Source organism: Pseudomonas sp. LBUM1671, assembly GCF_059695685.1.
The window spans coordinates 2,911,456-2,935,660 of the sequence record NZ_CP166782.1; the positions used below are offsets into that span (position 1 = coordinate 2,911,456).

The following is a 24,205-nucleotide window of genomic DNA, read 5'->3' on the forward strand; positions in this document are numbered from 1 at the left end:
CATTAACGCACGGGATTGGTTTTGTTCAGCCAGTCGAGCAATGCCTGGTGGAATTTCGCCGGTTCTTCCATTTGCGGCGCGTGGCCCATGCCGGGGAATTCAACCAGGGTGGACTGGGGAATCAGTTTTGCCACGTGCTTGCCGAGCACATCGTAATGACCGAGCTTCGCCTTGACCTCCGGGGAGGCAATGTCACTGCCGATGGCCGTGGTGTCGGACGTGCCGATCAGCAACAGCGTCGGCATTTTCAGGTCCTTGAATTCGTAATACACCGGTTGGGTGAAGATCATGTCGTAGATCAACGCCGAGTTCCACGCCACTTGCGTGTGGCCCGGGCCTTTGTTCAAGCCGGCCAGCATGTCGACCCAGCGATCGAATTCAGGCTTCCAGCGGCCGCCGTAATAGGTGTTGCGTTCGTAAGTGCGGATGCCGTCGGCGCTCAGCTTGAGTTCGCGCTCATACCATTGATCGACGGTGCGATACGGTACGCCGAGGGCTTTCCAGTCTTCCAGGCCAATGGGATTGACCAGCGCCAGTTGCTCGACCTGATCGGGGTATTGCAGCGCATACCGGGTGGCGAGCATGCCGCCGGTGGAATGCCCGAGCAAGCTGGCCTTCTGGATGCCGAGGGCTTTGAGCAGTTGCTGGGTATTGGTCGCCAGTTGCTGGAATGTGTATTGATAGTTGTCCGGTTTGCTGGAGGTGCAGAAACCGATTTGATCCGGCGCAATGACCCGGTAACCGGCTTCGCTCAGGGCCTTGATCGAACTGTCCCAGGTAGCGCCGCAGAAATTCTTGCCATGCATCAACACCACGCTGCGCCCGTTGGCCTTGCCATGGGCGGCGACGTCCATGTAACCCATCTGCAGGGATTTGCCCTGGGACTCGAACGCGAAATGCTTGACCGTGTAGGGGTACTCGAACCCTTGTAGTTCCGGTCCGTATTCCGGGCCTTCAGCGTGGGCCAGAACAGGCAGTGCAGCCGTCAGGAACAGGCCGGGCAACCAGCGCGAAAGAGCAAGGGACATGGGTGGACTCCGTAGGAAACGGCCGATGCTGGATCGGCATGATTAGGGCGACATTAAACACAGGCAATTGCCGCCGCTGATCGTTCAACCGATCCAGCCCAGCGTGGCCAGGGCCAGCACCCCGTAACGAGCACCTTTGGCGAGGGTCACGATCAGCAGGAACCGACCCAGCGGCTCGCGCATGACGCCGGCCACCAGCGTCAGCGGGTCACCGATGATAGGCACCCAGCTCAGCAGCAATGACCAGTGACCATAGCGTTGATAGTGTTTTCGGGCCTGTTCCAGATGGCGCGGGCTGACAGGAAACCAGCGTCGGTCGCGAAACCGTTCGAGGCGACAGCCGAGCCACCAATTGACCACGGAGCCGAGGACATTACCCAGCGTCGCGACGGCCAGCAGCGACCACAGCCAGTACTGCTCGCTGAGCAACAGGCCCACGAGCAGCGCTTCGGATTGCAAAGGCAGCAAGGTCGCGGCACCGAATGCCGCAAAAAACAGCCCGATGTAGGCGCCGCCGATCAATGGGCCGGGTAGTCCGCCACCACCACATCAGTGCCGTCCTTTTTCAGGCCGATCACTTGGTAGGCATCGCTCATGCCGTCCATTTCCATGCCCGGCGAGCCCATGGGCATGCCCGGTGCCGCAACACCCAGCAGGTCATCGCGTTTGCTCAAGGCCAGGACTTGATCCGCCGGCACATGACCTTCAACGAATTTGCCGTTGATCAGGCCGGTGTGGCACGACGCCAGGCGTGGAGGCACGCCGTGCTGTTGCTTGAATTCGCTCATGTTGGATTCGACGTGGTCTTCAACCTTGAAGCCATTGGCTTCCAGGTGGCTGATCCATTTTTTGCAGCAGCCGCAGTTGGCGTCACGGTGGACTTCGATCGGGACCAGGTCGGCGGCCTGGGCCAGGGAGGAGATGAAAAGGGCGCTCAGGGCGACCAGACGCAGGTGGGTTCGCATGGGGATTTCGTCTCGGGGTGGCGGCCAAAATAAGATGCATTTTGACCATTTTTTGCCGCGAAGAGATACGAGGTTGTTTCGAAGTAATACAGCAAACGCTGAGCCATTGTGTTGAAGGGGGCTGTTGTGGTGAGGGGATTTATCCCCGATGGGCTGCGAAGCGGCCCCAAAAAATCTACGACTGCTGCGCAGCCGAACGGGGATAAATCCCCTCGCCACAAAAGCTCCGCACCACCACAACCTTTTACTACACCAGCTCCCTGGCCACAGGGAGCTTGTGTCATCGGGCAGCGGTCAACGCACCTTGAATCGCCCCATGATCGAGCTGACGCGCGCGTTGGCTTGCAGCAGTTGCTGGGTGTTGAGCTCACTGGCCTGGCCGCTTTTCACCAGCTCATCCACCATGTGGCGGATTTGCACCATGCTGCGGTTGATCTCTTCGGTTACCGCGCTTTGCTGCTCGGCAGCGGTGGCGATCTGCGTGCTCAGGCTGTTGATGTGGCTGACCGAGCCGGCCATTTCATCCAGCCCCGTGTTGACCCGCGCCGTGGCATCGGCGGCGGACTGGCAGCTGGCCTGGGTGTTTTCCATGGCGCTCACCGACGAACTCACGCCTTGGGTCAGGCGCTTGAGCATTTCATTGATTTGCGAGGTGCTGGCCTGGGTGCGAGCGGCGAGGGCGCGGACTTCATCGGCGACCACCGCGAAACCGCGACCTTGCTCACCGGCCCGGGCTGCTTCGATGGCGGCGTTGAGCGCCAGCAAGTTGGTTTGCCCGGCAATCGCGCCAATCACCCCGAGAATCTCGGTGATGCGCTGCGCATCCTCCTGCATGCTTTCGACTTTATGAGTAGCGCTCGCCACCTCGTCGATCAACGCGATCACGCTGCTGGACGCTTCTCCGACCACGACCCGCGAACGGTCGGCGTTTTCATTGGCGCGCTGGGTGAAGGCCGCGGTTTCGGCCGCATTCTGCGCGACGCTTTCAGCCGTCGAACTCATCTCGGTAATCGCCGTCACCGTCTGATCGGTTTCAGACGCGTGCCGCACCAGAATCTGGCTGGTGTGGGCCGAGGTGCGTTGCAGGTTGTCGAGACTGGACGCCATGGCGCCGGTAGCTTGGGTGACTTCGCCGATCATGTTCTGCAGATAAATGATGAACGCGTTGACCGAGTGCCCGATGGCGCCCAGTTCGTCTTCGGCGCGGATGGTGATGCGCTTGGTCAAATCGGCATCGCCAGCGGACAGGGCGTCGATGTTGGCCTTGAGGATTTTCATGCGCTGGATCAGTTGGCGAATCGCGTAGATCTGCAGCAACACCAGCAGGATCACCATCGGAATTTGCAGCAGGCTCAAGGTGCTGAGCACGTCGTCACGCTGGGCGGTGATCAGCTTGGTGGGCAGGGCGGTGGCGAGGAACCACGGCGTGCCTTCGATCGGGCGCATGAAGAAGGTGTTGGCTTCGCCGTTGTTGTCGAACTCGACACGCTGCGACTGATCACGGTTTTGCAGGCCGGCCTTCACTTGACTGGCGAATGGCGAGTTGCCGGCCAGTTCACTGATGTTCTTCAGCACAATCGGCCCATTGATCCGCGAGCTGTTGCTGATGATCTTGCCGTCGGCCTCGACGATCAGCATTTGCGCGCCGAGGTCTTTTTCCTTGCGCGCGATCAGGTCATTGAAAAAGCCCAGGGTCACGTCGATGGTCGAGACGCCATACGCCGCACCATTTTTCTGAATGGCCATGGCGCAGTTGGTGCGTGGCTCGGCGCTGGCGTCATCTTTGTAGGCCGCGGCCCAGGCGCATTGGCCTCGCGGGGTTTGCATGCCGCCCTTGTACCAGGTCTGGTCGTAATAGTTGGGGGCCGCGTCGCTGTTCCAGAAGGTATTGACCGCCAGCTTGCCCGAGGCGTCGCGGTGCCAGAAGGTGCTGAACTTGTTGCGTCCGGCCTCACGCTGGCCGGGCAACGGCCAGATCCCGCCACCGAACACTTTCAACTCGCCGTACTGATCGACCAGTCCCGGCAGGACGGTGTCGATGGCGGCGCTGTCGAGCAACGCAATGGTCTGGGTGATGCTGCGTTGTTGCGCTTGAACCTTGTTCAGTTCGCCCTGGATTTGCTCGGCCACTTCGGCGATGCGGTTGAGGGCGACCTGTTCTTCGGTGTGACGAAGTTTAGGCGCGACCAACTGGCTGATGCCGACCACTGTCAGGACAAACAACAGCAGGATGAACAGGACCAGAAATAGCGTGTAGCGAGCCTGGATGGTGCGGAATGCGGGCATGGGACCGGTCCTTGTGCAGCGTTTTTATTGTGGTTTTCGATCAAAAGATCGGCGCTTCGAAGGGCTATCGGCCTGCGAAAGACGAGCTTTAGGTACGAACGTACAAGATGCGGGCGGGGTGACGGACGGTCGGGTCATGAAGGTGTCGATGTGGATACAAACGAGGTTGATCAGCTGCCAGTCCAATGACGGCGAGTTGGTATAGACCAATGAATCAAGGCACTTGGTGCTTTGTATCGTGAATGTACGAAAATTGTAAAAACCGGAAATACTTGTTGGTATGGCAAGTTGCCACGCTGATACTTGGCCGCTCTAAATCGGGGTTAACAAGGAGTTTTTTATGGTCACGCCGTCGGGAGTGCAATCATGACTATCGGCTACGCCGGGGCTTGGACATCCAAGGCAGGTTTATTGGTTCAGGATACGGGCGGCGGCAAGCCTATCAAGCAAAGCGCCCGGATCAAGCAAATGCTGTCACTGGTGGGGAGCAATCCAAACGCGCTGAGCACGGCGAAAATGGATGCAATGAAAATCCATCGAAACGTAAAAGGTTTCGATCCGGAAAATGTCTCCGCCAAACAACTGGGCAATCTCAGTTCCTTTTTGAGAGGCAAGGGGCTGATTTCCGACATTACGTGGATGACATTGATGAATGCCGGCGACAAGTTTGACCGGTTCGGCGTGCAGAAAGACCCGGATGCAAAATTCAATGCGCTGGAGTATTTCGCCACGCAACTGGACACCATCCAGAGCAACAGCATCAAGGGCGACAAGTATTCCGCTGGCCTGATCCCGGAGTTCAAGACAGCAATCTACGTACTGCAGAACTTGCAGACTTACGGCAAGGGCAATGGCACGACGGTGCCTCCTACCGATGGTGGCGTCAGCTCCAAGGCCTGACGCTAGGTGTGCTGGCCCACTCAGGCTGAGTGGGCCAGGCCTGGCTACCGGTCAAGCAACTTCATGACTTCCTCTGGATAGCGCAAGCCAGCGGTGGCATTGGCCGGGAAGATCGCCTCCAGCGCGTGCAACTCGTCACGGCTGAGTTTTACCTCCAGTGCAGCAACATTCTCTTCAAGGTATCTACGCTGTTTGGTCCCCGGAATCGGGATCAGATAATCACCTTGCGCCAGCACCCAGGCCAACGCCAGTTGGCCCGCCGTCACCCCTTTGTCGGCGGCCAGGGCCTGAACTTGCTGCACCAGCAACAGGTTCTTCGCAAAATTATCCCCTTGAAAGCGCGGGCTGAAGCGACGGTAATCGTCGGCGGCGAAGTCATCCGCGCTTTTCAGTGCGCCCGTCAGAAAACCTCGACCCAATGGACTGTAAGGGACGAAGGCAACGCCCAGGCGCTGACATGCGGCCAGGCAACCATTTTCTTCCTGATCGCGGCTCCACAGCGAATATTCACTTTGCAGGGCGCTGATGGGATGAACCTTGTGCGCGCGCTCCAGCGTGTCGGCTGACGCTTCACTCAAGCCCAGATAACGCACCTTGCCGGCTTTGACCAACTCGGCCATTGCGCCGACCGTTTCCTCGATGGCCACCTGCGGATCGATGCGGTGCTGGTAGTACAAATCCAGGGTTTCAACGCCCAGGCGTTTAAGCGTGCCGTCGATAGCGTCGCGAATGTACTCCGGGCGACCGTTGACGCCCCGGGCGCCGGGGTTGGACGGATCGCGGACGATGCCGAACTTGCTGGCCAGGAACACCTGCTCGCGCTTGCCGACAATGGCCTTGCCGATCAGTTCTTCGTTGGTGTGCGGGCCGTACATGTCAGCGGTGTCGAGCAGGTTGATCCCCAATTCCAGCGCCCGATGCAGGGTGGCGATGGCTTCGCGGGTGTCAACACCGGTCGTGTAGAAATCGGTCATGCCCATGCAGCCCAGACCGATGGCCGAAACCTGCGGGCCATTTTTGCCCAATTGACGTGTTTGCATGAAATCAACTCCCTGTGGTGTAAGACCCTAGTGTTGACCTCGACAGAAACAAGATAAACCGGCTAAAACTGCTATCACTGTTTGCAAATTCTAAACAATCACTTGGAGCGCTCTGACCATGGACCGCTTTAACGCCATGCGCGTGTTCACCCGAATCGTCGAGTTGGGCGGCTTTGCCAAAGCGGCAGACAGCCTGCAGTTGCCCCGCGCTTCGGTGACCATCCTGATCAAGCAGCTTGAAGCGCATCTTGGTGTGCAACTGTTGCAACGGACCACGCGGCAAATCAGCCTGACCCTCGACGGTGCGGCCTACTACCCGAGATGCGTGCGATTGCTGGCTGATCTGGAGGAAACCGAAGCAGTGTTCTCCGCCGCTCGCCAGAACCCCAAAGGCCTGCTGCGAGTGGACATGCCGTCCGGGATCGGGCGTTTGATCGTGATTCCCGCATTGCCGCACTTCACCCGTCGCTATCCCTTGATCGAACTGGACATCGGCTTGAATGACCGACCTGTCGACCTGATTCGTGAAGGCGTCGATTGTGTGCTGCGCGGCGGTTCGGCGCTGGATGACTCACTGGTGGCGCGGCCGCTGGTCATGCTCGATCAGGTGACCTGCGCCAGCCCCGATTATGTGGCGCATTACGGCGCCCCCCAAACCCTGGCGGACCTCGAGGGCCATCGGATGGTGGAGTACTTCTCCAGTGCAACCGGAAAACGCTTCGGCCTGGACTTCATGATCAACGATCAAATCCGCCAGGTAGATCTGCCCAAGCATGTCTCGGTCAACAGTGCTGATGGTTACATTGCGGCCTGCGAGGCAGGCTACGGGTTGGTGCAGACACCGTACTACCACGTTGCCCGTCAATTGAAGGAAGGGCGTTTGTGCGAAATCATGAAATCGACGCCGCCCCCCGGAATGCCATTGACGGCCCTCTATCCCCCACACCGCCAGTTGTCCCGGCGGGTAAGGGTGTTTGTCGACTGGCTGGTGGAGCTTTGCGCGCAGCCGGGCAATGACTTTCACAGAAAAGACTCAAGCAGCTGAGCGAGCGCTGGCCAGTGTTTCGGTATTGCGCTGCAAGTCGTCGTGCAGCTGTTGCATGTAGGGGCAATGCAGGTTGAGGGATCGAGGCTGCGCTCCTCTATGAAACAGGGCGAACCATCCATGATTGCCGGGTGCGGGCATCAACCCGGTGAAGGTGAAACCCAGCAGCGTCAAACTGCGCAGGTCTTCGGTGAAGTGCCGTGATAACGCAACCCGGGTCGAGATCATCCAGTGACCGGGCAATTGCCGGATCTGGTCGAGCAGGCGTTTGCTCAAGCGCTGAACGACCATGTCGAAGCGGTGATGATGTTGCTTGATCTGCAAGGGCATCGAAGGTGGTGCTGGTATTTGCGGATGAGTCCCGAACAGCGAACACAGGTGCTGCATAAATCCTCGATAGCGCTCAGGCCAGGGAATGTCAGGGAGCGGGCGCGCGTGGCCTTCAACCACGTAGCAACCCATCACAATGGTTTCCGGGTGCGGCTCGCCGAAGGGCGAAGGGACGTAGTCGGGAAGCACGCCCGTGCTGTGGAAGCCGATGTTTGCAGCCATGCGTTGAGTGTACGGGTGGTGGGTCACTTGTTTGATCACGACACTCTTGAAGCCCAGTGGTCCGGCCTGCAACAGTAACTCCCGGCCCAGGCGGGTCGCGATACTTTGCCCCTGCGCGGCGGGATGCACCACGCTGAGCGCCAGTTCCGCAGTTTGCGGGAACACTTCCTGGCACAACGCGGCATGCCCGAGAACCCTTACGTCGTCCACCGCCAGCATCGATTTCCAGCGGCCGTCGGCAATGTGCTGGCTGATCATGTTCGGCAGGTAAACATCCGGTTGAACGTAATGATCGCCATAGACCTCACGAAACAACTGGCTCACGGCGCGGGCGTCGGAAGGGCGAAAGCGTCGAAAAATCAGGTGAGACATCACGCAGTCTCCAGTGATGGCGCGTCATAGGTGCGCAAATCCAAGACCCGCATCTGTTTTCCCGAGCGAGGGTGAAGCTTCAGTTCGGTGGCGGGGCAGGACAGCACCCGCAGCTCCAGCAACCCTTCGCGATTCAGTTGCTCGAGCGCGGGATAGTGGGTCACAAGCGCTGCATACAGCGCCTGGCACATCGGCGCGGTGGTCAGTGCTGGAACGCCGGGCACCCATTTCACACTGACGATGTCCTTGTAGCCGTCATGTTCGATGCGCAATTGCCACTGATCGGTATCGGCAACGCGCTGGACGATCTGCAGAACTTCGTCGATCAACAACGACATAGACCCCACCCGAACCCGCTGACTATGGGCGCTCCGTCCCTTGAGGGCGAATTTGCGCATCGGGGTTGTGCCTGGCTCACGCCAGCAGGCGCGGTCGCCCACCGGATAACGCAGCAGTGGCATCAGTCGGCGTGTCAGGTTGGTCACCACCAACACTCCAGTACGGTCGCATTCTTCGATGACTTCGCCGGTGAGTTCATCGACGATTTCCAGCAAAGTCTGCGGTTCAAACACCCGATGCTCGCCCGGGGCGCAGTCTCGGCTCGTCGCCCCGATCAGACCCGCATCGACGCTGGCATAGCCGATTGAGGCGATGCGCACGTTGGGAAACACCTGGGTGAATATTGCCATTTGCGGGCCGAACAGGCTTTCGCCGCCGTACAGCAACGTTTCAACCCCACACAGAACCCGCTGATGCTGGTTCAGGTAGGCCGCAAAGCGCAATAACTGCGCCGGCACGCCGACCAGCACGTTGATCCGGTGCTGATCCAGCGCATCCGCCAGCACATCCATGCTGACTTCGCCAGTGAACGGAAACTCACAGATAGACCGTTTGACGTGCGTCAGCGAGTCGTGGATGAACAGAAAGCTGGCATAGAGATCGCCGCTGAAGAACAGATTGGCGACGCGGTCGCCGTTTTTCAGTTGGCAGGAAATACTGTCGCCGAACGTGCTGACCAACGTTTGCCATTCATCCTTGGAATACACCGATAGTTTGCCGTGGCTGGTTGAACCCCCCGTTTTGAACACCAGCCCGTTACTGATCTGTCCGGTCAGTACGGGCCATTCAGTTAGATCGTTACTGTCGGCCCAATAGTCGGCAACATTGGTTAATGGAAGGTCTTTTAAAGTGTTTCCTTCCAATGGCAAGTGTTGCAGGTATTTACGATAGAAGTTTGAGTGTTGCCTTATGTAAGGCACGAGTTGTTCAAGCGAATAAGGTGTGTTCACCGGGTTCTCTTTTTATCAGGCGTTTCTACGGTTGAAAAACTGGCAACAGGTTTATTTCCTGTTATCGATAACCAACGGTGTTTTCCCGCTGTGTTTGTTTCTGGTGAACCCGGATTCAGCGCACTGGTGAACTTCCACCGTTAACAGTGCAGCGTTCACGGCATTGGCCAATGCTTCATGGTTCAACAAGTTTGCATAAACCTGGTCGGCATTCAGGTTCGCTAGAACCGTCAGTCGCTCCCGGCCATCGAGGGCATGGTCCAGGACCAGTTGAACAGGCAAGCCGACACTCTCCTGTAGTGCCAACGGAGAAATGAATTCCGTGCCCATGCGAATCAGCTTGCCGTGACGCTGCAGCAATTCGAATCGCGGAGAGTCGAGCCCGCACGGACAGGCTCCGGGTATCCAGCGCCCGGTGTCGCCAACGTCGTACCGGCGCACGCTCTGGCCTTGCCGGGCGCGGGAGGTGAATAGCAATCGGCCGACCTCATCGGCCTGCACCGGCACATCGTGTTCGAGATGCACGATTTCCAGATGCTGTGTGTCGCGCATCAAATGAAAGACGCCGTCCTCGGTCGCCGTGCAGGCATGCCCCAGCGGGCCGGCGTCGACCGAGCCATAGATCGCCGAGCGAATCGTCAAAACCCCGCAGCTTTCCATCAGGCGCAGGCTGGCCTCGCCGGGGTGCTCACCGCCGAGGAACACTTTGCTGATGCCGGCGTATGCGCGAAGTCGGCTTTGTTCGTTGAAAAACAGGCGGTGCAACGTACTTGGCATGCCGATCAACACGGTAATTCGGTGGTCCACAATCAGCTGGGCAATTTCACTGAAATCATCATTGTGCGGCGCGCCCATGGGGAAGTGTGTAACGCCCATCTGCTCCAGAACCTTGGTGAAGCTGGAGAAACCTCCATACAGGCTGCCGCCGTAAAACAGGTTCATCACCCGGTCTGTTGACGGATCGAGACCGGCGGCAAACATGCCGTCAGCCGCGGCGCGCATCTGCCGTTGAAAGTCGTGATAGCTGAACCCGGCCAGGGCCGGCGTACCGCTGCTACCGCCGGAACGGAAATACAGCTGTGCAGAGGCGTTGATCGGTTGGGTCATGAACGCGGTTTTGTCCATGATCGGTTCGTGACGTGTATCGGGAGCGGGAGGTGGCGCATCGAGCGTTGCCCGACCAGGCACTGCTTCCGGCGGCAGACTCACTGAGAGGCGACGACTGAAGCGTGACAGCGCGTAGACGCCGTCATGGGGCTCCCCGGGGTAACCGTCATGAATCGAACCGCACGGGGCGATACGCGTGACGCCGGCATTGACCAGCGTGCGTATCAGCCCGGGCGTCTGTGCAGGTGAGCAAATCAACGCGCAGCTTTGCAGGACCGTGCGCCAAGGCAACAGCGTCTCGGCGATCAAGTGTTGCGGCACCGGTTTGAGTAGCAACGTGCGAAACAACGGCGAGGGCGCGAGCGTCTGGTTGTGATCCCAGATGACTCTCCATCCGGGGCCGGCCCAGACCTGACCAGTCCGGTTTGCAAAGCAATGTTCCAGGCGCGCCATGGCGGTGCGGGTGGTGATCTCCGAAGCCTCCTGGTCTGTCGGAATCAGCGCCGGCCAGTGTGAGGCACGACGTGTGAACGCTTCGGCCAAACGTTCACCCAGGTCCCGCAAAACCGCCGGATCGTTGCTGTCCACCAGTAGCCATTGCGGGCTGGAACACGCTTGTTGATCGAGGCTGCACACTTCATCCACCAACGCGTCCAGCGTCGAAGGGCTAGCCGCGTCGGGCGACAGGTAAGCGAAACTGATCCTGTGGCCCCAATCGATGAAGCGACACCCGGCCGGGATCTGCTGACGAATCGCCTTGAGTGCTTGTTCACCGCCCCAGGCGGCGACACCATCAGCGTGGGTGCAGAGTCGCGTTATCTGAGTAGTGCTGACCGGCAACACCGCAATGAAATCAGCCAGCTTGCCGCGGGTATCGCAGTGCACCAGCGCTGCGAGTAACCGGGCGGTCAATCCATCATCGCTGGAGCTGGGGCGCAGCCAGTTGATGTTACCGGCCAACAGGCTTTCGACGACCGCGCAGAACGCCAGCATCGGCGCATTGCCCGGCGTGATGTGAACCACCAGACCCAGCGGGTGCCAGCTCTCAAAGCACGCTTGGCGGTAATCGATACGCCGCAGGGAGCGCGGTTGCACACCCAACTCTCGCTCAAGCTTGGTGACGAGGTTGCTGCGTTGGCAGAAGTCGACAAGCCCCAGTCGTTGATCGTCGTCGAGGGGCACGTCCAGCCTGCCAGCCTGCAATTGCAGGATAAAGCGGGCCGCTGCGTCGATCACGGTGGCGCTGTCGATCGGCGCGTTCAGCAGCCGTGGCAGTTGTGGGTGCAGTTCACCGAGGGCGGTTTCGAGGGTGACGTCGTCACGCAGTTCGCCATGGATCAGGTACATATCAGGCTCCTCCAATCAGTTCAGACGCGGCCATTGCGCAGCTTCGGCTGGCGCTCGTGCCGGCGCGTCCATGCAGTTCAAACCAGTCGGTCTGCAAGCCGCATCCGCAGCTTGATCCGGGGTGCAGCGTCGCCAGATCCCCCATGACCACGGCATGCGCGGGGCTGGAAGAAATGTAGGGCGACACGAACTCCAGCAACCCGCGCCGGCCGTAGGGCAGGACGGTGAAGTCGGATGGATTGCGCACGAAGACCTTCGAATAAACCGGCACATGAAAATGCTGGTGAGCGCACTGGACGTAGGGCACGGCATGCTCGACAGCGCCGTAGCCGTCGCGGCAGCGGGACAGGTCGATACCCAGTTGGCGGTTGATCCGTTCATACAACTGCGACAAAGGAATTTCCTGCGCCGCCTGGGTTTTCCAGCCGCCACCGAGAAACACCAGTGACTCGGCCGGCAACTGCAGATCCGCCACGCCGGTGTCTGCCATGTGTTGCAGCGCGTGGGAAAGGAACGCGGGGAAGCCGAGAATACGCACGGGTAAACCTTCTTCGGCAAACGCCTGCAAGGCGCTGATCACCCCGAACAGATCGAACGCGTGACCTTCTCCGGTCAGGCGCAATCCGTAGGCGACGCGGTTGACCGGCGCGTAACTGCACAAAAACTGGTCGGTGTAGGCGGTACCCAATGTGATGGCGGCCTTGGGTTCATAGCTCAGGAGCAAGTAGTTGCAAGGGGTGTCGGGGGTGTCCCAGCCGTAATGGCGAAAAATGTGGCTCACCATCCCTTGGGCGGCGGCCATGCTGCGCTCGTCGTAGCGCAAGCGACTCTTCTGGCCGCTGGTGCCGGAGGATGTCAGCTCCAGCGCGTCTTCGCCTGTGGGACCGAACAACAAGTGACGTTTGAAATAATGGGCGAAAATCGGTGGCAGCCTTGACCAGTCATCCAGTGTCTCCAGGTCTCGTGCAACGAGACCGTTAGCATTGAGCCAGCGCTCGTAGCCGGGCGTGTGGTGACAATGAAACAGGCTGATTTCCCCCATAGCCTGGTCGAACAGGCCTTCAGGCACGGAATCCAGGCAATAGGGGTGCGTTAACGCGCAAAGCGCATCGGTGTGGGGTAAATGGATCATCGAAGGACCTATCGAGTGGGGTCAGGCAGCAAGCGGGGGAAGGGCGCGCCGCAGGAACAGGCGCAAGGGCAGCAGGCACAAGAGCCCGGCGACACCCGCCATCAGGGCGAAGGATTCGTGACTGACGCCAGCGCCGGCCGCTGCCATCAGCGAGCCGCCGCCGCCCATGACGGCGATCGAAATCATGCCGATCATGGCCGAGACCAGGCCTTTGCTGTCGTCGCTTGAAAATAGCGCGAGCCGGTACAGTGCGGCATTGCTCATGCCCAGGCCGATGGCGTAAAGCGCCAGGGCGCTGATCAGCAAAGGCGTCGACGCACCGTAGACACTGCTGGCGAGCAGCGCGATAAGCCCACCGCAAAACGGCCAAAGCGCGTATCGAATCAGTTGTGGCAACTCATTGTTGGCAATCAATCGGTTGAGTATCAGGTTGCCGAGAATGACTGCCGCAAATACCGGGATTTGCCACAGGCCGTACTCAAGCGACGAAAACCCCTGGTTCTGAATCAGCAGGAGTGGCGCCAGTCCGATCCAGGCGATCAATGGCAGGCTCATCACGCCTAGTGCAACAGAGGCCGTCATGAATCGCAGGTTGGTGAGTAAAGCGACATAGCGGCGAAAGGTGCCACGCCATTCAAAGGGCATTGCAGCCAGGCGCTGACCATCGTGGCGCAAAGTTCCCACGGTCTCCGGCATGAAGATGAACAGCGCAACCCAGGCCAGCACGCCAATGACGCCCAGCAGTAAAAACAGCTCCCGCCAGGAGATCCATTCCAGCAACAAACTGCCCAGCAAGGGCCCCAGAAGAGGTGAAAGCAGGGCAACATTCCCTAGTAGCGCCATGATTTTTACTGCATCGGCTTCGCAGAAGACTTCTTGCAAGGCCGGATAGCTGACGGCAATGACAAACCCCAGCCCCATTCCTTGAACCAGACGCAAGGCGTTGAAGGCATATATGGTTTTCACGTTGAACGTGGCAACGCAGGCCAGGGCGAATAGCCCGCAACCGATAAGCAACATTCTGCGGCGACCGTACTGATCGGACAGCGGCCCGATCAGCCACTGCAGGAGAACGCCCCCGGCTAAATACAAATTAAAGGCATAAGGGACATGCTCGGGACTGGAATTCAGTTGTTGGGTGACAGTTAGCATGGCCGGCATGATCATATCGCTGGCCATATAAGTGAGTAGTTCGAAAAGAGCAATTGCGATGCAAAACCCGAATAATCGAATGGGGCTTATAGTTATCAAGGCGCTGCGCATGGAGTTCCTTCGGGGGGCTTAAGTTATAAAGTAAGTTCTCAGGTGGTGGAGCAAGAATAGTCATTATCGATGAGTAATTTCATTGCGATAAGTGAGACACAAAATTTCAGAAGTTTTGCGGCCCGTCTAGTGCGCGGGTCAGAGAACAAAAGAGAGAGTTTTTGTGAAGTGACGTACATTGGTGCAGGAGAAATCCTACACGAAAATACCCGCTACTAAGCGGGTATATCGAAAAGTCTTACAGGGTGCGTTTGTGTTTTTACAAGTGATTAGTTTTACTTTCGAAGAGGTTTTAACGGTGCTGGTAATAACCGGGTCCACCTCTGTCGTAATGGTGGTCACCGTGCCAGCCCCCGTGGGGGAAAACGATGCAACCGCTAAGGGTTAGCAGAGCGATCAGGGGAATCAGCAACGTGATTCGACGTAACATTTGAAAATCCTCATGGTTATCGCTGCAATAAAGCCAAATCTCTTCATCGGCTGTAACATGAGACCCCGTTTGCAGCGTCCCATTCCCGCACAAAGGTAGGGGCTTGGCATGCTTTCAGATACAAAACGGATACATTTTTCAGGTTCAGGAACTCGCAATGACTCAGTCGCAACGTTTGAAATACTCGATTCTGATCTCCCTGGTGGTGCTGGGGATCATGTTCGGCCTTTCGTATCTGCAAAACGCAGGTGTCATCAGCGAGAAGCTGTTTCAGTACATCGCCATCGGCGTGGCGGTGATCGTGGTGGTGATCAATGGCGTGATGCGTCGCAAGGTCAAGCCTTGAACGACGCATTGAACTGATCAGTCGCGATGAAGCAGGGCTACAGCCTGTGGATGCAGGCTGTAGCTTTTGTCCGCGTTGAGCGTGATTACGCCTTCGCTGCACAAGCGTTTCAACACTTCTCGCACACTGAGAAAGGACAGGGGGATATCCAGGTCCAGCAAGTGGCCATGCACGCCGCGCACGCCCAGGCTGCGCTCGCTTTCGGCGGCGGTCAGCAAGGCGTCGATGACCTTGAGTCGAATCAGGCTGGTTCGCAGTCCATAGCTTTTGAGCAGCAACCTGATCCGCTCGTTGCCATTGCGCTCGCCTTGTTGGCTGAAGACCCCGGAGCTCATGGCTGAACCCTTGGGCGCGTGACTACCGTCCGTTGGCAGTTGCGAGTTGTACATGCAAAAACTCCTTTTCCGAGCCGGCCAGGAAATGTGATGGGTGCTCTCATTGAATAAGACGTACGAGCACACCAAATAATGAACGCCCGAATGTAGAAAATTCGTCACCGGCATGTCAGCAGCCTGTGAGATGGCCGGAAAAAGCGCCTTTCAGGGCCTAAATTTTTGTCGTCGATTTCGTTCCTAGGGGAAGGCGCGGTGCGTGTTTGACGCAGGGTGTTTGTCTTTTCGATCAGGAGCGAGCGTGATTATTTCCAGGCAATTAACCAGGTTGAGCCTGGCGGGCATGTTGGTGGGGCTGAGTCTTGCGGCAAGCGCGCGCAGTACGCCCGAGGAGGCGAGCGCCGATATTCGCCGCACCAGTTTTGGTGTGCCGCATATCCGTGCCGAAAACGAGCGTGGTCTCGGTTATGGCATCGGTTACGCCTACGCCCAGGACAACCTGTGCTTGCTGGCCAATGAGATTGTCACCGTCAATGGCGAGCGTTCACGCTATTTCGGCCCGGACCAACTGACGGTCGAGGAGCGCGAAAACCAGGTCAGCGATCTGTTCTTCACCTGGCTCAATACCCCTGACGCCGTCGCCGGGTTCTGGAAGGCGCAAACCTCACCAGTGCGTGATCTGGTCGAAGGTTATGTTGCGGGCTACAACCGCTCGCTGAGCGAACGCCGCGCACAGGGTTTGCCGCAGCAATGCCAAGGCGAATGGGTACGCGATATCACCTCGCAGGACCTGGTCAAGTTGACCCGCCGTCTGTTGGTCGAAGGCGGAGTGGGGCAGTTCGCCGAAGCGCTGGCGGGGGCGACGCCACCCAAGGCCGTCACGAAGGCCGCAGGCGAAGGGTCGTCGTTTCAGCTGGCGGCCACGCGCATGCAGCGGTTCGCGCTGGATCGCGGCAGCAATGCGGTGGCGGTCGGCAACGAGCGGTCGTTCAATGGCCGTGGGATGCTGCTCGCCAACCCGCATTTCCCCTGGATTGGCGGGATGCGCTTCTATCAGATGCACCTGACCATTCCCGGCAAGCTGGATGTGATGGGCGCGGCGTTGCCGGGGCTGCCGATGATCAATATCGGGTTCAACCAGCACCTGGCGTGGACCCATACGGTGGACACGTCCAAGCACTTCACCCTGTATCGCCTGCAACTTGATCCCAAGGATCCGACTCGTTACCTGCTTGACGGCAAGTCGCTGCCAATGGACAAGCAAACCGTGACGGTGAACGTGAAACAGCCCGACGGCCAGACCCGAGCGGTGTCTCATGTGGTCTATAGCTCGCAGTTCGGTCCGATCGTGCAGTGGCCCGGCAAACTCGACTGGGACAATCAATACGCCTACAGCCTGCGCGATGCCAACCTGGAAAACGACCGGGTGTTGCAGCAGTGGTACGCGATGAATCAGGCCACCAGCCTCAAGGATTTGCAGGCCTCGGTGCACAAGATTCAAGGCATCCCGTGGGTCAACACCCTGGCGGTGGATAGTCAGGGGCAAACGCTCTACATGAACCTGTCGGTGGTGCCGAACGTCAGCGCCGACAAACTGGCCAAGTGCAGCGACCCGCGCATCGGGTTGCAGATGATCGTGCTCGACGGCTCCAACAGCGCTTGCGCGTGGGACAGCGATCCGAACGCCGCGCAACAGGGTATTTATGCGGCGGACAAGTTGCCGCAACTGCTGCGCAAGGATTACGTACAACACTCCAATGATTCTGCGTGGATGGCCAACCCGGCGCAGCCGCTCACCGGTTTCTCGCCCCTGATCAGTCAGGAAGGCCAGGCACTGGGGCTGCGCTCGCGTTTCGCCCTGGATCGATTGAGCACGCTGAGCAAGGCCGGCCTGATCTCGGCGGCGGATTTGCAACGAATGGTGATGGACGATCAGGTCTATCAGGCCGGGCAAGTGATGCCGGATCTGTTGCAGTTCTGCGCTGGCGATCTGGGCGCCGATGCCGCCACGCTCGCGCCGGTATGTGCGAGCCTCAAGGCGTGGGACCGCAGCGCAAATTTGGACAGCGGGCTCGGGTTTGTTCACTTCCAGAACGTAATGGAACCGTTGCAGCAAGTCCCGGACATCTGGCGAGTGGCATTCGATCCGAAAGACCCGCAACACACACCGCGCGGGCTGGCGCTGGATAATCCGCAGGTGAGCCGGGCGATACGCGAAGCAATGCTGGCGTCGGTGGAGCAGGTCAAAAAGCTTGGGCTCAAGGATGACAGCCGTTGGGGCGACATTCAGGTGGTCAGCAGCGGCGGCCAGCAGACGCCGATCCACGGCGGGCCGGGCACGCTGGGCGTGTACAACGCCATCCAGAGTGTGCCGAGGACCGATGGCAAACTCGAAGTCATCAGCGGCACCAGCTATTTGCAAGTGGTGACCTTTGATGACAAAGGCCCGCACGCGCAAGGTCTGCTGGCGTTCTCGTTGTCCAACGATCCGACATCGAAGTATTCCCGGGACCAGACCCTGGCCTTTTCGAAGAAACAGCTGAGTCCGTTGCCGTTTACCGAGCAGCAGATCACGTCAGATCCGCAGTATCAGGCGCAGACGATCCGCGAGCAGGATGAAAAAGCCGGGAAGGTGGCCGCTCAATAAGAAGAGGGCGGTGCAAGCGACAAATGAAAGGCCGCCTCCCGTTGAGGGTTGCGGCCTTTCAGCTTTTCGGGGTTTGTTGCGGGATCGAATTGAGTACCGGATTACCTTCCTTGTTTCGGGTCAGGTAGACCGGCAGTACTTTGGGCAGGGAAGCCACCAGGTTGTTGAGTTCCTTGATGTTGTAGATGCCACCCAGACGAATCGTGCCGGTGCTGTGGTCAGCGACCATGATCGGTTTGCTCAGGTAACGGTTGATCAACGGCAGGGCATCGTTCAACGACAGATCATCAAGCACCAGTTTGCCGCTGCGCCAGGCCAGGGCGTTGTCGTTGGGATAGGTCTGATTGATCTGCGGGGTGAAGTCGCCGTGTTTATAGCGCGCCTGCATGGCAGGTCCGAGACGCAAGCCATCGCCCGGAAGATCATCGTTGCTGCTGACCAGCACTGAGCCCTCAATCAGGTTCACGCGTACCTGATCCTCGTACATCCAGACGTTGAATTTGGTCCCGGTGACCCGAATTCTTCCCTCCGCTGCCCTGACAACAAAAGGGTGAGCCAGGTCGTGGCTGACACTGAAGAAGGCCTCGCCTTTTTCCAGCGTGACCCGGCGCTGATCCTTGTAGTTGCTGAACGTCAGCTCGCTGTCCAGGTTCAACTCCACTTGGCTGCCATCGCTCAGGGTGACCTGACGAACCGTGTCGCTGGCTTCGAAGTGCTGATACGAATTTGGTAGCCAGCCCATGTTCCAGCCGCTGTACGCCGCCAACGGCAACGCTAGGGCACAAACGGCGGCGGCAATGCCAATCGTGCGCCAGGGTGTGGCAGGTTTGAAACGAGCAACCGGTGCGACGGCTTCGGGACGCGGCAAGTCCCCCGCGACTTCCCAGATTTCCAGCATGGCCTCGTACTCGAACGCATGCAGCGGATGAGCCTCTCGCCACTGTTCGAAGGCGATCCGCTCTTCAGCGGTGCAGTCCACGGCGTGCAGACGCATGCACCAGTGCGCAGCGGCATCGGTGATGGCGTCATATTCGGCTTGCGAGAGAGAATTGTCGGTCATTGACTCATCCTGATTTCCCACATTCTAACCTTGTGGGGAAGCATGCGAGAACAGCCGTCATGGCAATTAACCATCAAATGGGAATTATTTTTGACATCAGGGCGTGCTGACGTGCAGTTGACGGCCCAGATGACTGATCAGCCAGGCTACGCTGTCGGCGTTTGCAAGTTGGACCGACAGCCTGGCCATCGGGTCTTTTCTGAATGTGTGGCGGGCACCGCTCAGGTTTTCTGCGCCGGTCAAGGCCAGGATATGCTCTCTCACACTATCGGTATCTTCACCGGAAGTGCTGCCCAGGTCCTCCCACACCTCGGTATCCGGATCCTGGACCATAAACAACCGGGTAAGAGGGGTCTTCAGCGACAGTGCGGTGCTTTGCAGTTCGCGTAATGCTTTTTTCAGAGCGCTGGCGGTCAGGGTCGCTGTTCCGATCAGATCGGGAAAAGGTCTGCCGGAATCAAGGTACGAAATATCCGAGGCCTTGCAGGCAGTGTGGGCGAGCTCATGAATCAGCGTCGTCGCTCGGGCATGGGTACTGATAGGGAAGGCAGTGTCGGAAAGATGCTCGCGGTAATGATTGAATCCGGGGGCGAAGAATTTTTCTGCCAGATAGATCCTTTGTTTTACATCCGTTGGAACGGTAAAGCCGAACGTATGTTCCGCCCCTTCGATCAGCCTGCCCACCACAAAACGCTTCGATTTGGGCTTCCTGAGCGAGGGATCCAGCAACGCTGCAAAAATATCGCCCACCACGTTTTCAAGTTTTTCCAACTGGGCCGCTGACACCGACGGCACGTCGATAAAATCCATGATGAGCTGATGTGCGGGAGTGACTGTTCCATCGGTCGATTTGAGCAATTCCAGATTCCGAAACGCATTCCAGGCATAGGTGGTCGCCAGGTCCAGCGCGGAATCAATCTGACGCGCCTTCTTCGGAAACAGCTGGCGGATCCGGTGCATGCCATTGGCGTCGACATTCATGCCCTCCCAAACCGTCAGGGCCGTTTCCAGCCGTTTGACGAGGCCGGGCCGTTCTGCCGACGATTGCCTGTCCAGCATCCATTGTTTCGCGACATTCTGGCGCAGTCGAGGCCCCCTTTTTTTTCCGTCGCTGATGCGCCAGCGGGTGCCATGTTTGGCGACGGGATAGACTTTGCCCTCGACTGCCCCGAAGCGCTTTTTGGTTGTCGGGTGCGTGTAGAGCCCAAGCGTAGAGTCGTGTGTCAGCGACCCAAGGTCGGCTTCGAGGCTTTCATGACGCTGCAGGCGAGTGCGTTCCGGTGCCGTTATATCGACGTTCTGCCACTTGACTCGGGTGTCTGGGGGTTGCGTCGCCGGCGCGACTGGCGACGAAGGTTGCTGCGGTTCATCTCCCAGCGATAGGCGTAACGAGGCCAATTGTGAAATGCCGCTGATAAACGCGCTGATCGCCGCGCCCCATTTGTGCATCTGGAGGTCCTCGGCGGACTGCTTGATATCGCGATAACTGCGCCACACCGTAAGGGGGTAAGCGAGTTTGCCCATGCAGAACGAAAAGGCTTCGTGCACATCTTCGCCCAGCACATGCTTGATGGTTGCCCATTCGCCTTGCTTCTGGTTATCCGACTGAAAACCGAGCAATCGCCCCAATAGCGCGGCATTGTCATTGAACAAATGCTTGAACAGATTACCTTTGACCGGATTGGACGCCAGTGTGACCGGCGTCAACTGGGGGCTGGTGGTCATCATCCGGTATTGCACATGCGTGCGGTCAGGCTGTGGGAGGTTGATGAGTACCCAATCCAACAATCCGCCCTGGTTCTTCAGTTCCGTCAGCAAGTGTGTTTCGTTGGCGTATTCTTTGACCCCGTGCTGCGGGCTGTGAGGCGCGACAAGCACGTGTGGTGCCTTGCTATCGGCCTTGGAACCGATCAGATAAACGCCAGGCACTTTGATCGACTGCCCGTTCCCGATACCCAGAAACTCCAGCGGACGAATGATCGCGTTCGCACCCTCGATTGCCGCACGGGCGATGGCGTCGGGCATGTCCATGACTTGCCGGATCAGGTCAAACCCCGTCTCGCTCAGACGCTCCTGGAGTTTTTCCGAGTGGGCGTAGTGCATCAGTTGCCACGGTAATTGGGTGTAGAACCGTTTCCTGCGCCCCGCGTTTGCCTCCGTGTCTGCGAGGGCGTCACTCAAGATCTTTTGTTGATGCTCGCCCGGTTTCAGGCTGCGTATCAGGTCTTTGATGTAGCTTTCGTCCATATCCTCAGGAATCACAGTGGCATCCAGCGACACCAGTTTGAAATGGGCCTTATCCAGATCCTCAAGGTGATTCAACGCAAAATCGGTCAGGATTTGCGGCCTGACCGCAGCGCCTGGGCGTGCGTTGATACGGACCTGGACTTGATCCGGATCGATGTTGAATGTGTCTGCCTTGAGCTGTTTCTCAAGTTCATCGTGAGCCGTACGGCGCAGTGACGGAATACCGGCCAGGTAGTCCCGGTCGTCTTTGACGTTATCGAGGTATTGCTGCAGCAGTTCGCCATGCAGAATCAAGTCTTTGATCGGCGCTTTTGCCAGCCACGCCGGCAGTATTTGCCGGGTCGTCAGAGACTGGGCAATGTCCCTGGCGCGGCGTAGTCCTGTCTGGGGTTCGCGTAGTCCCACCAGATTCAGAAGGCTGGCGAGTGGCGTGGCGGGGAGCTTCGTGGCGAGCGCGCGGCCGACCATCGTTTCGTCCAGACAGACATAGGGTTTTTGCAGGTAATCGAGAAAATGGCCAAAGATCCGTTGCAGCGGCGCCAGCGTGTAAGTCGCTCCCGGCAAGCGCTCGCTGCGGCCAAGGTTCTCTAAAAGGGTTGTCCGCTGATCATCGTCTTTGAGACGTCGATCGAGTTCGTCCAGCAGCGGCGTCAGAGCCTTGAACGCTTCGAATCCGAACGCAGGTGTCCACAAGATCGCTTTGCCCGAATGCACAGGGTCCAGGCCACCTCGCTCAGTCAGCAAAAAACAACTGGCCAGTTTCAGCACGTCTGTCCCAGCGCCGGCCTTTAATGCCAGGGAGAAGACATCGGGCAAGAAACCGTTTAATGCCGCGCGTTGCAGGTGTACCGGGGAATCGAGCACGGTACTGACGATGGCCTGTTCCGTCTGCCCCAGCGTGCGGGTGACAGCTCGCAGCTTCAGTTCGCTGCGCAAGGCCGTTGACAAGGTATGCGTAAAACTCGATTGCAGGCTCGCCACCGATGAGCTGACGAGGTTCAGCGCCTCGGTCAGCGTGCTGGTCGTTGCGGGAATGGCCGGGTGGTTTTCAAGGCGCTGATCAAGCGCCTGCTCAACGGTATCAAGCAGTGCCAGTTCGGCTTTGGCCGACTCGGCGCGCACAGTAGCCGGTCGCGCGCTCCGGCGATGGTCGACCCGGGTACTCCAGCGCCCCCCGGCGTCGCTGGTCAGCAGTCGGTCATCAATCAATCCCCGGACGTCCAGCGCCTTATCAATCAAGGCATAGGGGTTTAGCGTGCCTTCACTTTCGCGGTACAGGCCCAACGCATGGCTCAGGTTATCCCGCTGTTTGATCAGGATGTCGGCCATCAATTGTTTGAACACCGGGCCGACGATCGTTTTGCCTTCAATCACGCGCTCATCTGGCTCGAACGCAAGAAAGGTCTCGCGTTCGTTCAACGACATGAAATTGAATAACGTGTCGTCATGTCCTTCGCTTTTCATCATCTGCAGCACGCTTTTCTTGATGGCTGGCAGATTGCTCGTCGCCTCGATACCTCTGGATGGGGTGTACAGAAAGCCCAGGGTGTTGACGCTCCCGATCATCAACGTCGAGGCCAGCTCGGCGAAATGCTTGAGGGGCGCGGTGACACGTACCTTTTCGATACGAAGCGGGTCTCTTCTGTCAGGCGTCAGGCTGACATTCATCAGTCGCAGGTATTCCTGCGTCGTCAACGTCCCTTGTTGACGCTGGTTGAGCAGTCTCATGTGGAAGGTGTCGCGCAGGCACTCGGTGAAGAATTCCAGCCGTGACAGCCCGTTGCTCATGGCCGTATTCCAGAATGTGCCGAGCAGGCTTTGCAGATGGGGCGTAAAGCTGTGCGCGATCTCTTTTATCGCGTTCTCCCAGGCCTGGTTGTCGGCGTCGCTGCTCACGCCGTGTTCGGGGTTGGAAAAAACCCTGGAATCACCCGCAGGCCAGTGATGGGTCAGGTAAAAGTGCAACAGCGCATCGCTCAGTGAGTGCGAGGAAGTCGTATGCTGGTCTTCACCGTCGTCGAAGGCTGAGATCGTCCTGACATAACTCTTGAGGCGCGTCAGGCGCTGGTCCAGTTTGGGGAAGGGTATTTCCAACGCATTCCTGAGGGCGTCGTCGAGCATCGATTGCAGGGTCGGCGTCTTGACCAGTTCAGCCATCATCGTCGTGATGTTTTGCGCCTGATTGCGGTCGAGGATGAGCTGTTGGTCCTGGAAGACCGCGCCTTTGATGTCTTCCGTTGCAATGTCGGGTAGGGAGGCGGCGGGCAAGGCGCTGCGTTGCTCGATGGAGAGAAATCGCAGCAGCTCGCGCTTGCCGATGGTCTGCGCCAGCCACTCCTTGAGCCAGCTTTTGAGGTCGTCCATGTCGGCGAATTTGATCAGGCCTTTCCATGGCGTGTAGAGCGTGACTTCGCCGTCGTCGGGTCGACTCATGGCGAAGGTTCCAGCCAAGGGGATATCCGGGGTGCCCGTCACCCGCAGCAACAGCTGACAGGCGATCATCGGGTCTTTTTGCATGATGCGGGCGATGTGGGTGGCCAGGTACACGTTATTCAGCCACTTCAGATCATCCATCGAGAACGTCAACGCTTTCTCGCGATCCCCAGGCTGTTTAGCCTTGGAGGCACGTTCTGCTTCGTCAAAAAAATACGGCAGGGCGGGATCAGTCATGTGTTTTCCTCAGTGTTACGACCGGCGGTTGGTCGCGGGTCGTCAGTTCGGGAAAAAACACTACGGTCATTGGAAGGCGTCGGTGCGGTACATATTGCTTGAGAAAAGCAAGCGCTCGAGACTTGACAGGACGCCGGTACAACAGCG

At 58.5% G+C, this 24,205-nt stretch carries 17 protein-coding genes; 4 read left to right on the forward strand and 13 right to left on the reverse strand.

Annotated features, from left to right (window positions below; genetic code table 11):
* Positions 1–2: 2 nt before the first annotated feature.
* The 4 genes from ACA060_RS13465 to ACA060_RS13480 all read right to left on the reverse strand — a co-directional run bounded on the left by ACA060_RS13465 (position 3) and on the right by ACA060_RS13480 (position 4,279).
* Complete coding sequence (locus tag ACA060_RS13465) at positions 3–1,028, reverse strand: alpha/beta fold hydrolase (protein WP_497317840.1); 1,026 nt, start codon at positions 1,026–1,028, stop codon at positions 3–5.
* 84 nt (positions 1,029–1,112) lie between these two features.
* Entirely contained in the window at positions 1,113–1,547 is a 435-nt protein-coding gene (locus ACA060_RS13470) for a YqaA family protein (RefSeq protein WP_109636035.1), read from the reverse strand.
* A complete protein-coding gene (locus tag ACA060_RS13475) occupies positions 1,547–1,993 on the reverse strand; it encodes a DUF411 domain-containing protein (RefSeq protein WP_109630789.1) in 447 nt (148 codons plus the stop codon). The genes ACA060_RS13470 and ACA060_RS13475 overlap by 1 nt, the downstream gene beginning before the upstream one ends.
* A 294-nt stretch (positions 1,994–2,287) precedes the next feature.
* Entirely contained in the window at positions 2,288–4,279 is a 1,992-nt protein-coding gene (locus ACA060_RS13480) for a methyl-accepting chemotaxis protein (RefSeq protein ID WP_109630791.1), read from the reverse strand.
* Between the two features lie 366 nt (positions 4,280–4,645).
* On the opposite strand from ACA060_RS13480, the gene ACA060_RS13485 reads away from it, so the two are divergent.
* Positions 4,646–5,179 carry a hypothetical protein gene (locus tag ACA060_RS13485; RefSeq protein ID WP_109630794.1) on the forward strand — a complete coding sequence of 178 codons (534 nt, stop codon included), beginning with the start codon at positions 4,646–4,648 and terminating at the stop codon, positions 5,177–5,179.
* 44 nt (positions 5,180–5,223) lie between these two features.
* Here the strand turns inward: ACA060_RS13485 and ACA060_RS13490 are convergent, their stop codons facing one another.
* Entirely contained in the window at positions 5,224–6,219 is a 996-nt protein-coding gene (locus ACA060_RS13490) for an aldo/keto reductase (protein WP_497317843.1), read from the reverse strand.
* Positions 6,220–6,337: 118 nt separating this feature from the next.
* On the opposite strand from ACA060_RS13490, the gene ACA060_RS13495 reads away from it, so the two are divergent.
* Positions 6,338–7,264 carry a LysR family transcriptional regulator gene (locus ACA060_RS13495; RefSeq protein WP_109630799.1) on the forward strand — a complete coding sequence of 309 codons (927 nt, stop codon included), beginning with the start codon at positions 6,338–6,340 and terminating at the stop codon, positions 7,262–7,264.
* Here the strand turns inward: ACA060_RS13495 and ACA060_RS13500 are convergent.
* The 5 genes from ACA060_RS13500 to ACA060_RS13520 are packed head-to-tail and all read right to left on the reverse strand — an operon-like array spanning position 7,253 to position 14,326.
* A complete protein-coding gene (locus ACA060_RS13500; RefSeq protein ID WP_497317845.1) occupies positions 7,253–8,188 on the reverse strand; it encodes a GNAT family N-acetyltransferase in 936 nt (311 codons plus the stop codon). The two genes, ACA060_RS13495 and ACA060_RS13500, sit on opposite strands and share 12 nt — an antisense overlap.
* Positions 8,188–9,477, reverse strand: coding sequence for a phenylacetate--CoA ligase family protein (locus tag ACA060_RS13505; protein ID WP_497317847.1), 1,290 nt, complete (start codon positions 9,475–9,477; stop codon positions 8,188–8,190). Before ACA060_RS13505 ends, ACA060_RS13500 begins: the two co-directional genes overlap by 1 nt.
* Positions 9,478–9,528: 51 nt before the next feature.
* Complete coding sequence (locus ACA060_RS13510) at positions 9,529–11,931, reverse strand: aldehyde dehydrogenase family protein (RefSeq protein ID WP_497317849.1); 2,403 nt, start codon at positions 11,929–11,931, stop codon at positions 9,529–9,531.
* A 1-nt stretch (position 11,932) separates the two neighbouring features.
* Positions 11,933–13,063: a LuxE/PaaK family acyltransferase gene (locus tag ACA060_RS13515; RefSeq protein ID WP_497317851.1), complete on the reverse strand. Its 1,131-nt coding sequence runs from the start codon at positions 13,061–13,063 to the stop codon at positions 11,933–11,935.
* A 21-nt stretch (positions 13,064–13,084) separates the two neighbouring features.
* The gene (locus ACA060_RS13520; protein ID WP_497317853.1) at positions 13,085–14,326 is read right to left on the reverse strand and encodes an MFS transporter; all 1,242 of its coding nucleotides are present in this window, start codon (positions 14,324–14,326) and stop codon (positions 13,085–13,087) included.
* 587 nt (positions 14,327–14,913) lie between these two features.
* Between ACA060_RS13520 and ACA060_RS13525 the strand changes: the two genes are divergently transcribed.
* Positions 14,914–15,102: a hypothetical protein gene (locus tag ACA060_RS13525; RefSeq protein ID WP_008024801.1), complete on the forward strand. Its 189-nt coding sequence runs from the start codon at positions 14,914–14,916 to the stop codon at positions 15,100–15,102.
* 17 nt (positions 15,103–15,119) lie between these two features.
* Here ACA060_RS13525 and ACA060_RS13530 read toward each other — a convergent pair whose 3' ends face one another.
* Complete coding sequence (locus ACA060_RS13530; RefSeq protein ID WP_497317855.1) at positions 15,120–15,491, reverse strand: fe2+ zn2+ uptake regulation protein; 372 nt, start codon at positions 15,489–15,491, stop codon at positions 15,120–15,122.
* Positions 15,492–15,735: 244 nt separating this feature from the next.
* Here ACA060_RS13530 and pvdQ point away from each other — a divergent pair, with 244 nt between their 5' ends.
* Entirely contained in the window at positions 15,736–18,081 is a 2,346-nt protein-coding gene (gene pvdQ, locus ACA060_RS13535; protein ID WP_497317856.1) for a bifunctional acylase PvdQ, read from the forward strand.
* Positions 18,082–18,139: 58 nt separating this feature from the next.
* Here pvdQ and ACA060_RS13540 read toward each other — a convergent pair whose 3' ends face one another.
* Positions 18,140–19,141 carry a FecR family protein gene (locus ACA060_RS13540; protein WP_109630819.1) on the reverse strand — a complete coding sequence of 334 codons (1,002 nt, stop codon included), beginning with the start codon at positions 19,139–19,141 and terminating at the stop codon, positions 18,140–18,142.
* A gap of 96 nt (positions 19,142–19,237) precedes the next feature.
* On the reverse strand, positions 19,238–24,058 hold the full coding sequence (locus ACA060_RS13545) for a dermonecrotic toxin domain-containing protein (protein WP_497317857.1): 4,821 nt from the start codon (positions 24,056–24,058) through the stop codon (positions 19,238–19,240).
* Positions 24,059–24,205 lie beyond the last annotated feature (147 nt).

Excerpts from the sequence above, each read along its gene's own strand:
- ACA060_RS13465 (WP_497317840.1), bottom strand. The coding sequence starts at position 1,028 with ATGTCCCTTGCTCTTTCGCGCTGGTTGCCCGGCCTGTTCCTGACGGCT.
- ACA060_RS13475 (WP_109630789.1), bottom strand. The coding sequence starts at position 1,993 with ATGCGAACCCACCTGCGTCTGGTCGCCCTGAGCGCCCTTTTCATCTCC.
- ACA060_RS13480 (WP_109630791.1), bottom strand. The coding sequence starts at position 4,279 with ATGCCCGCATTCCGCACCATCCAGGCTCGCTACACGCTATTTCTGGTC.
- ACA060_RS13485 (WP_109630794.1), top strand. The coding sequence starts at position 4,646 with ATGACTATCGGCTACGCCGGGGCTTGGACATCCAAGGCAGGTTTATTG.
- ACA060_RS13490 (WP_497317843.1), bottom strand. The coding sequence starts at position 6,219 with ATGCAAACACGTCAATTGGGCAAAAATGGCCCGCAGGTTTCGGCCATC.
- ACA060_RS13495 (WP_109630799.1), top strand. The coding sequence starts at position 6,338 with ATGGACCGCTTTAACGCCATGCGCGTGTTCACCCGAATCGTCGAGTTG.
- ACA060_RS13500 (WP_497317845.1), bottom strand. The coding sequence starts at position 8,188 with ATGTCTCACCTGATTTTTCGACGCTTTCGCCCTTCCGACGCCCGCGCC.
- ACA060_RS13510 (WP_497317849.1), bottom strand. The coding sequence starts at position 11,931 with ATGTACCTGATCCATGGCGAACTGCGTGACGACGTCACCCTCGAAACC.
- ACA060_RS13515 (WP_497317851.1), bottom strand. The coding sequence starts at position 13,063 with ATGATCCATTTACCCCACACCGATGCGCTTTGCGCGTTAACGCACCCC.
- ACA060_RS13520 (WP_497317853.1), bottom strand. The coding sequence starts at position 14,326 with ATGCGCAGCGCCTTGATAACTATAAGCCCCATTCGATTATTCGGGTTT.
- ACA060_RS13525 (WP_008024801.1), top strand. The coding sequence starts at position 14,914 with ATGACTCAGTCGCAACGTTTGAAATACTCGATTCTGATCTCCCTGGTG.
- ACA060_RS13530 (WP_497317855.1), bottom strand. The coding sequence starts at position 15,491 with ATGTACAACTCGCAACTGCCAACGGACGGTAGTCACGCGCCCAAGGGT.
- ACA060_RS13540 (WP_109630819.1), bottom strand. The coding sequence starts at position 19,141 with ATGACCGACAATTCTCTCTCGCAAGCCGAATATGACGCCATCACCGAT.
- ACA060_RS13545 (WP_497317857.1), bottom strand. The coding sequence starts at position 24,058 with ATGACTGATCCCGCCCTGCCGTATTTTTTTGACGAAGCAGAACGTGCC.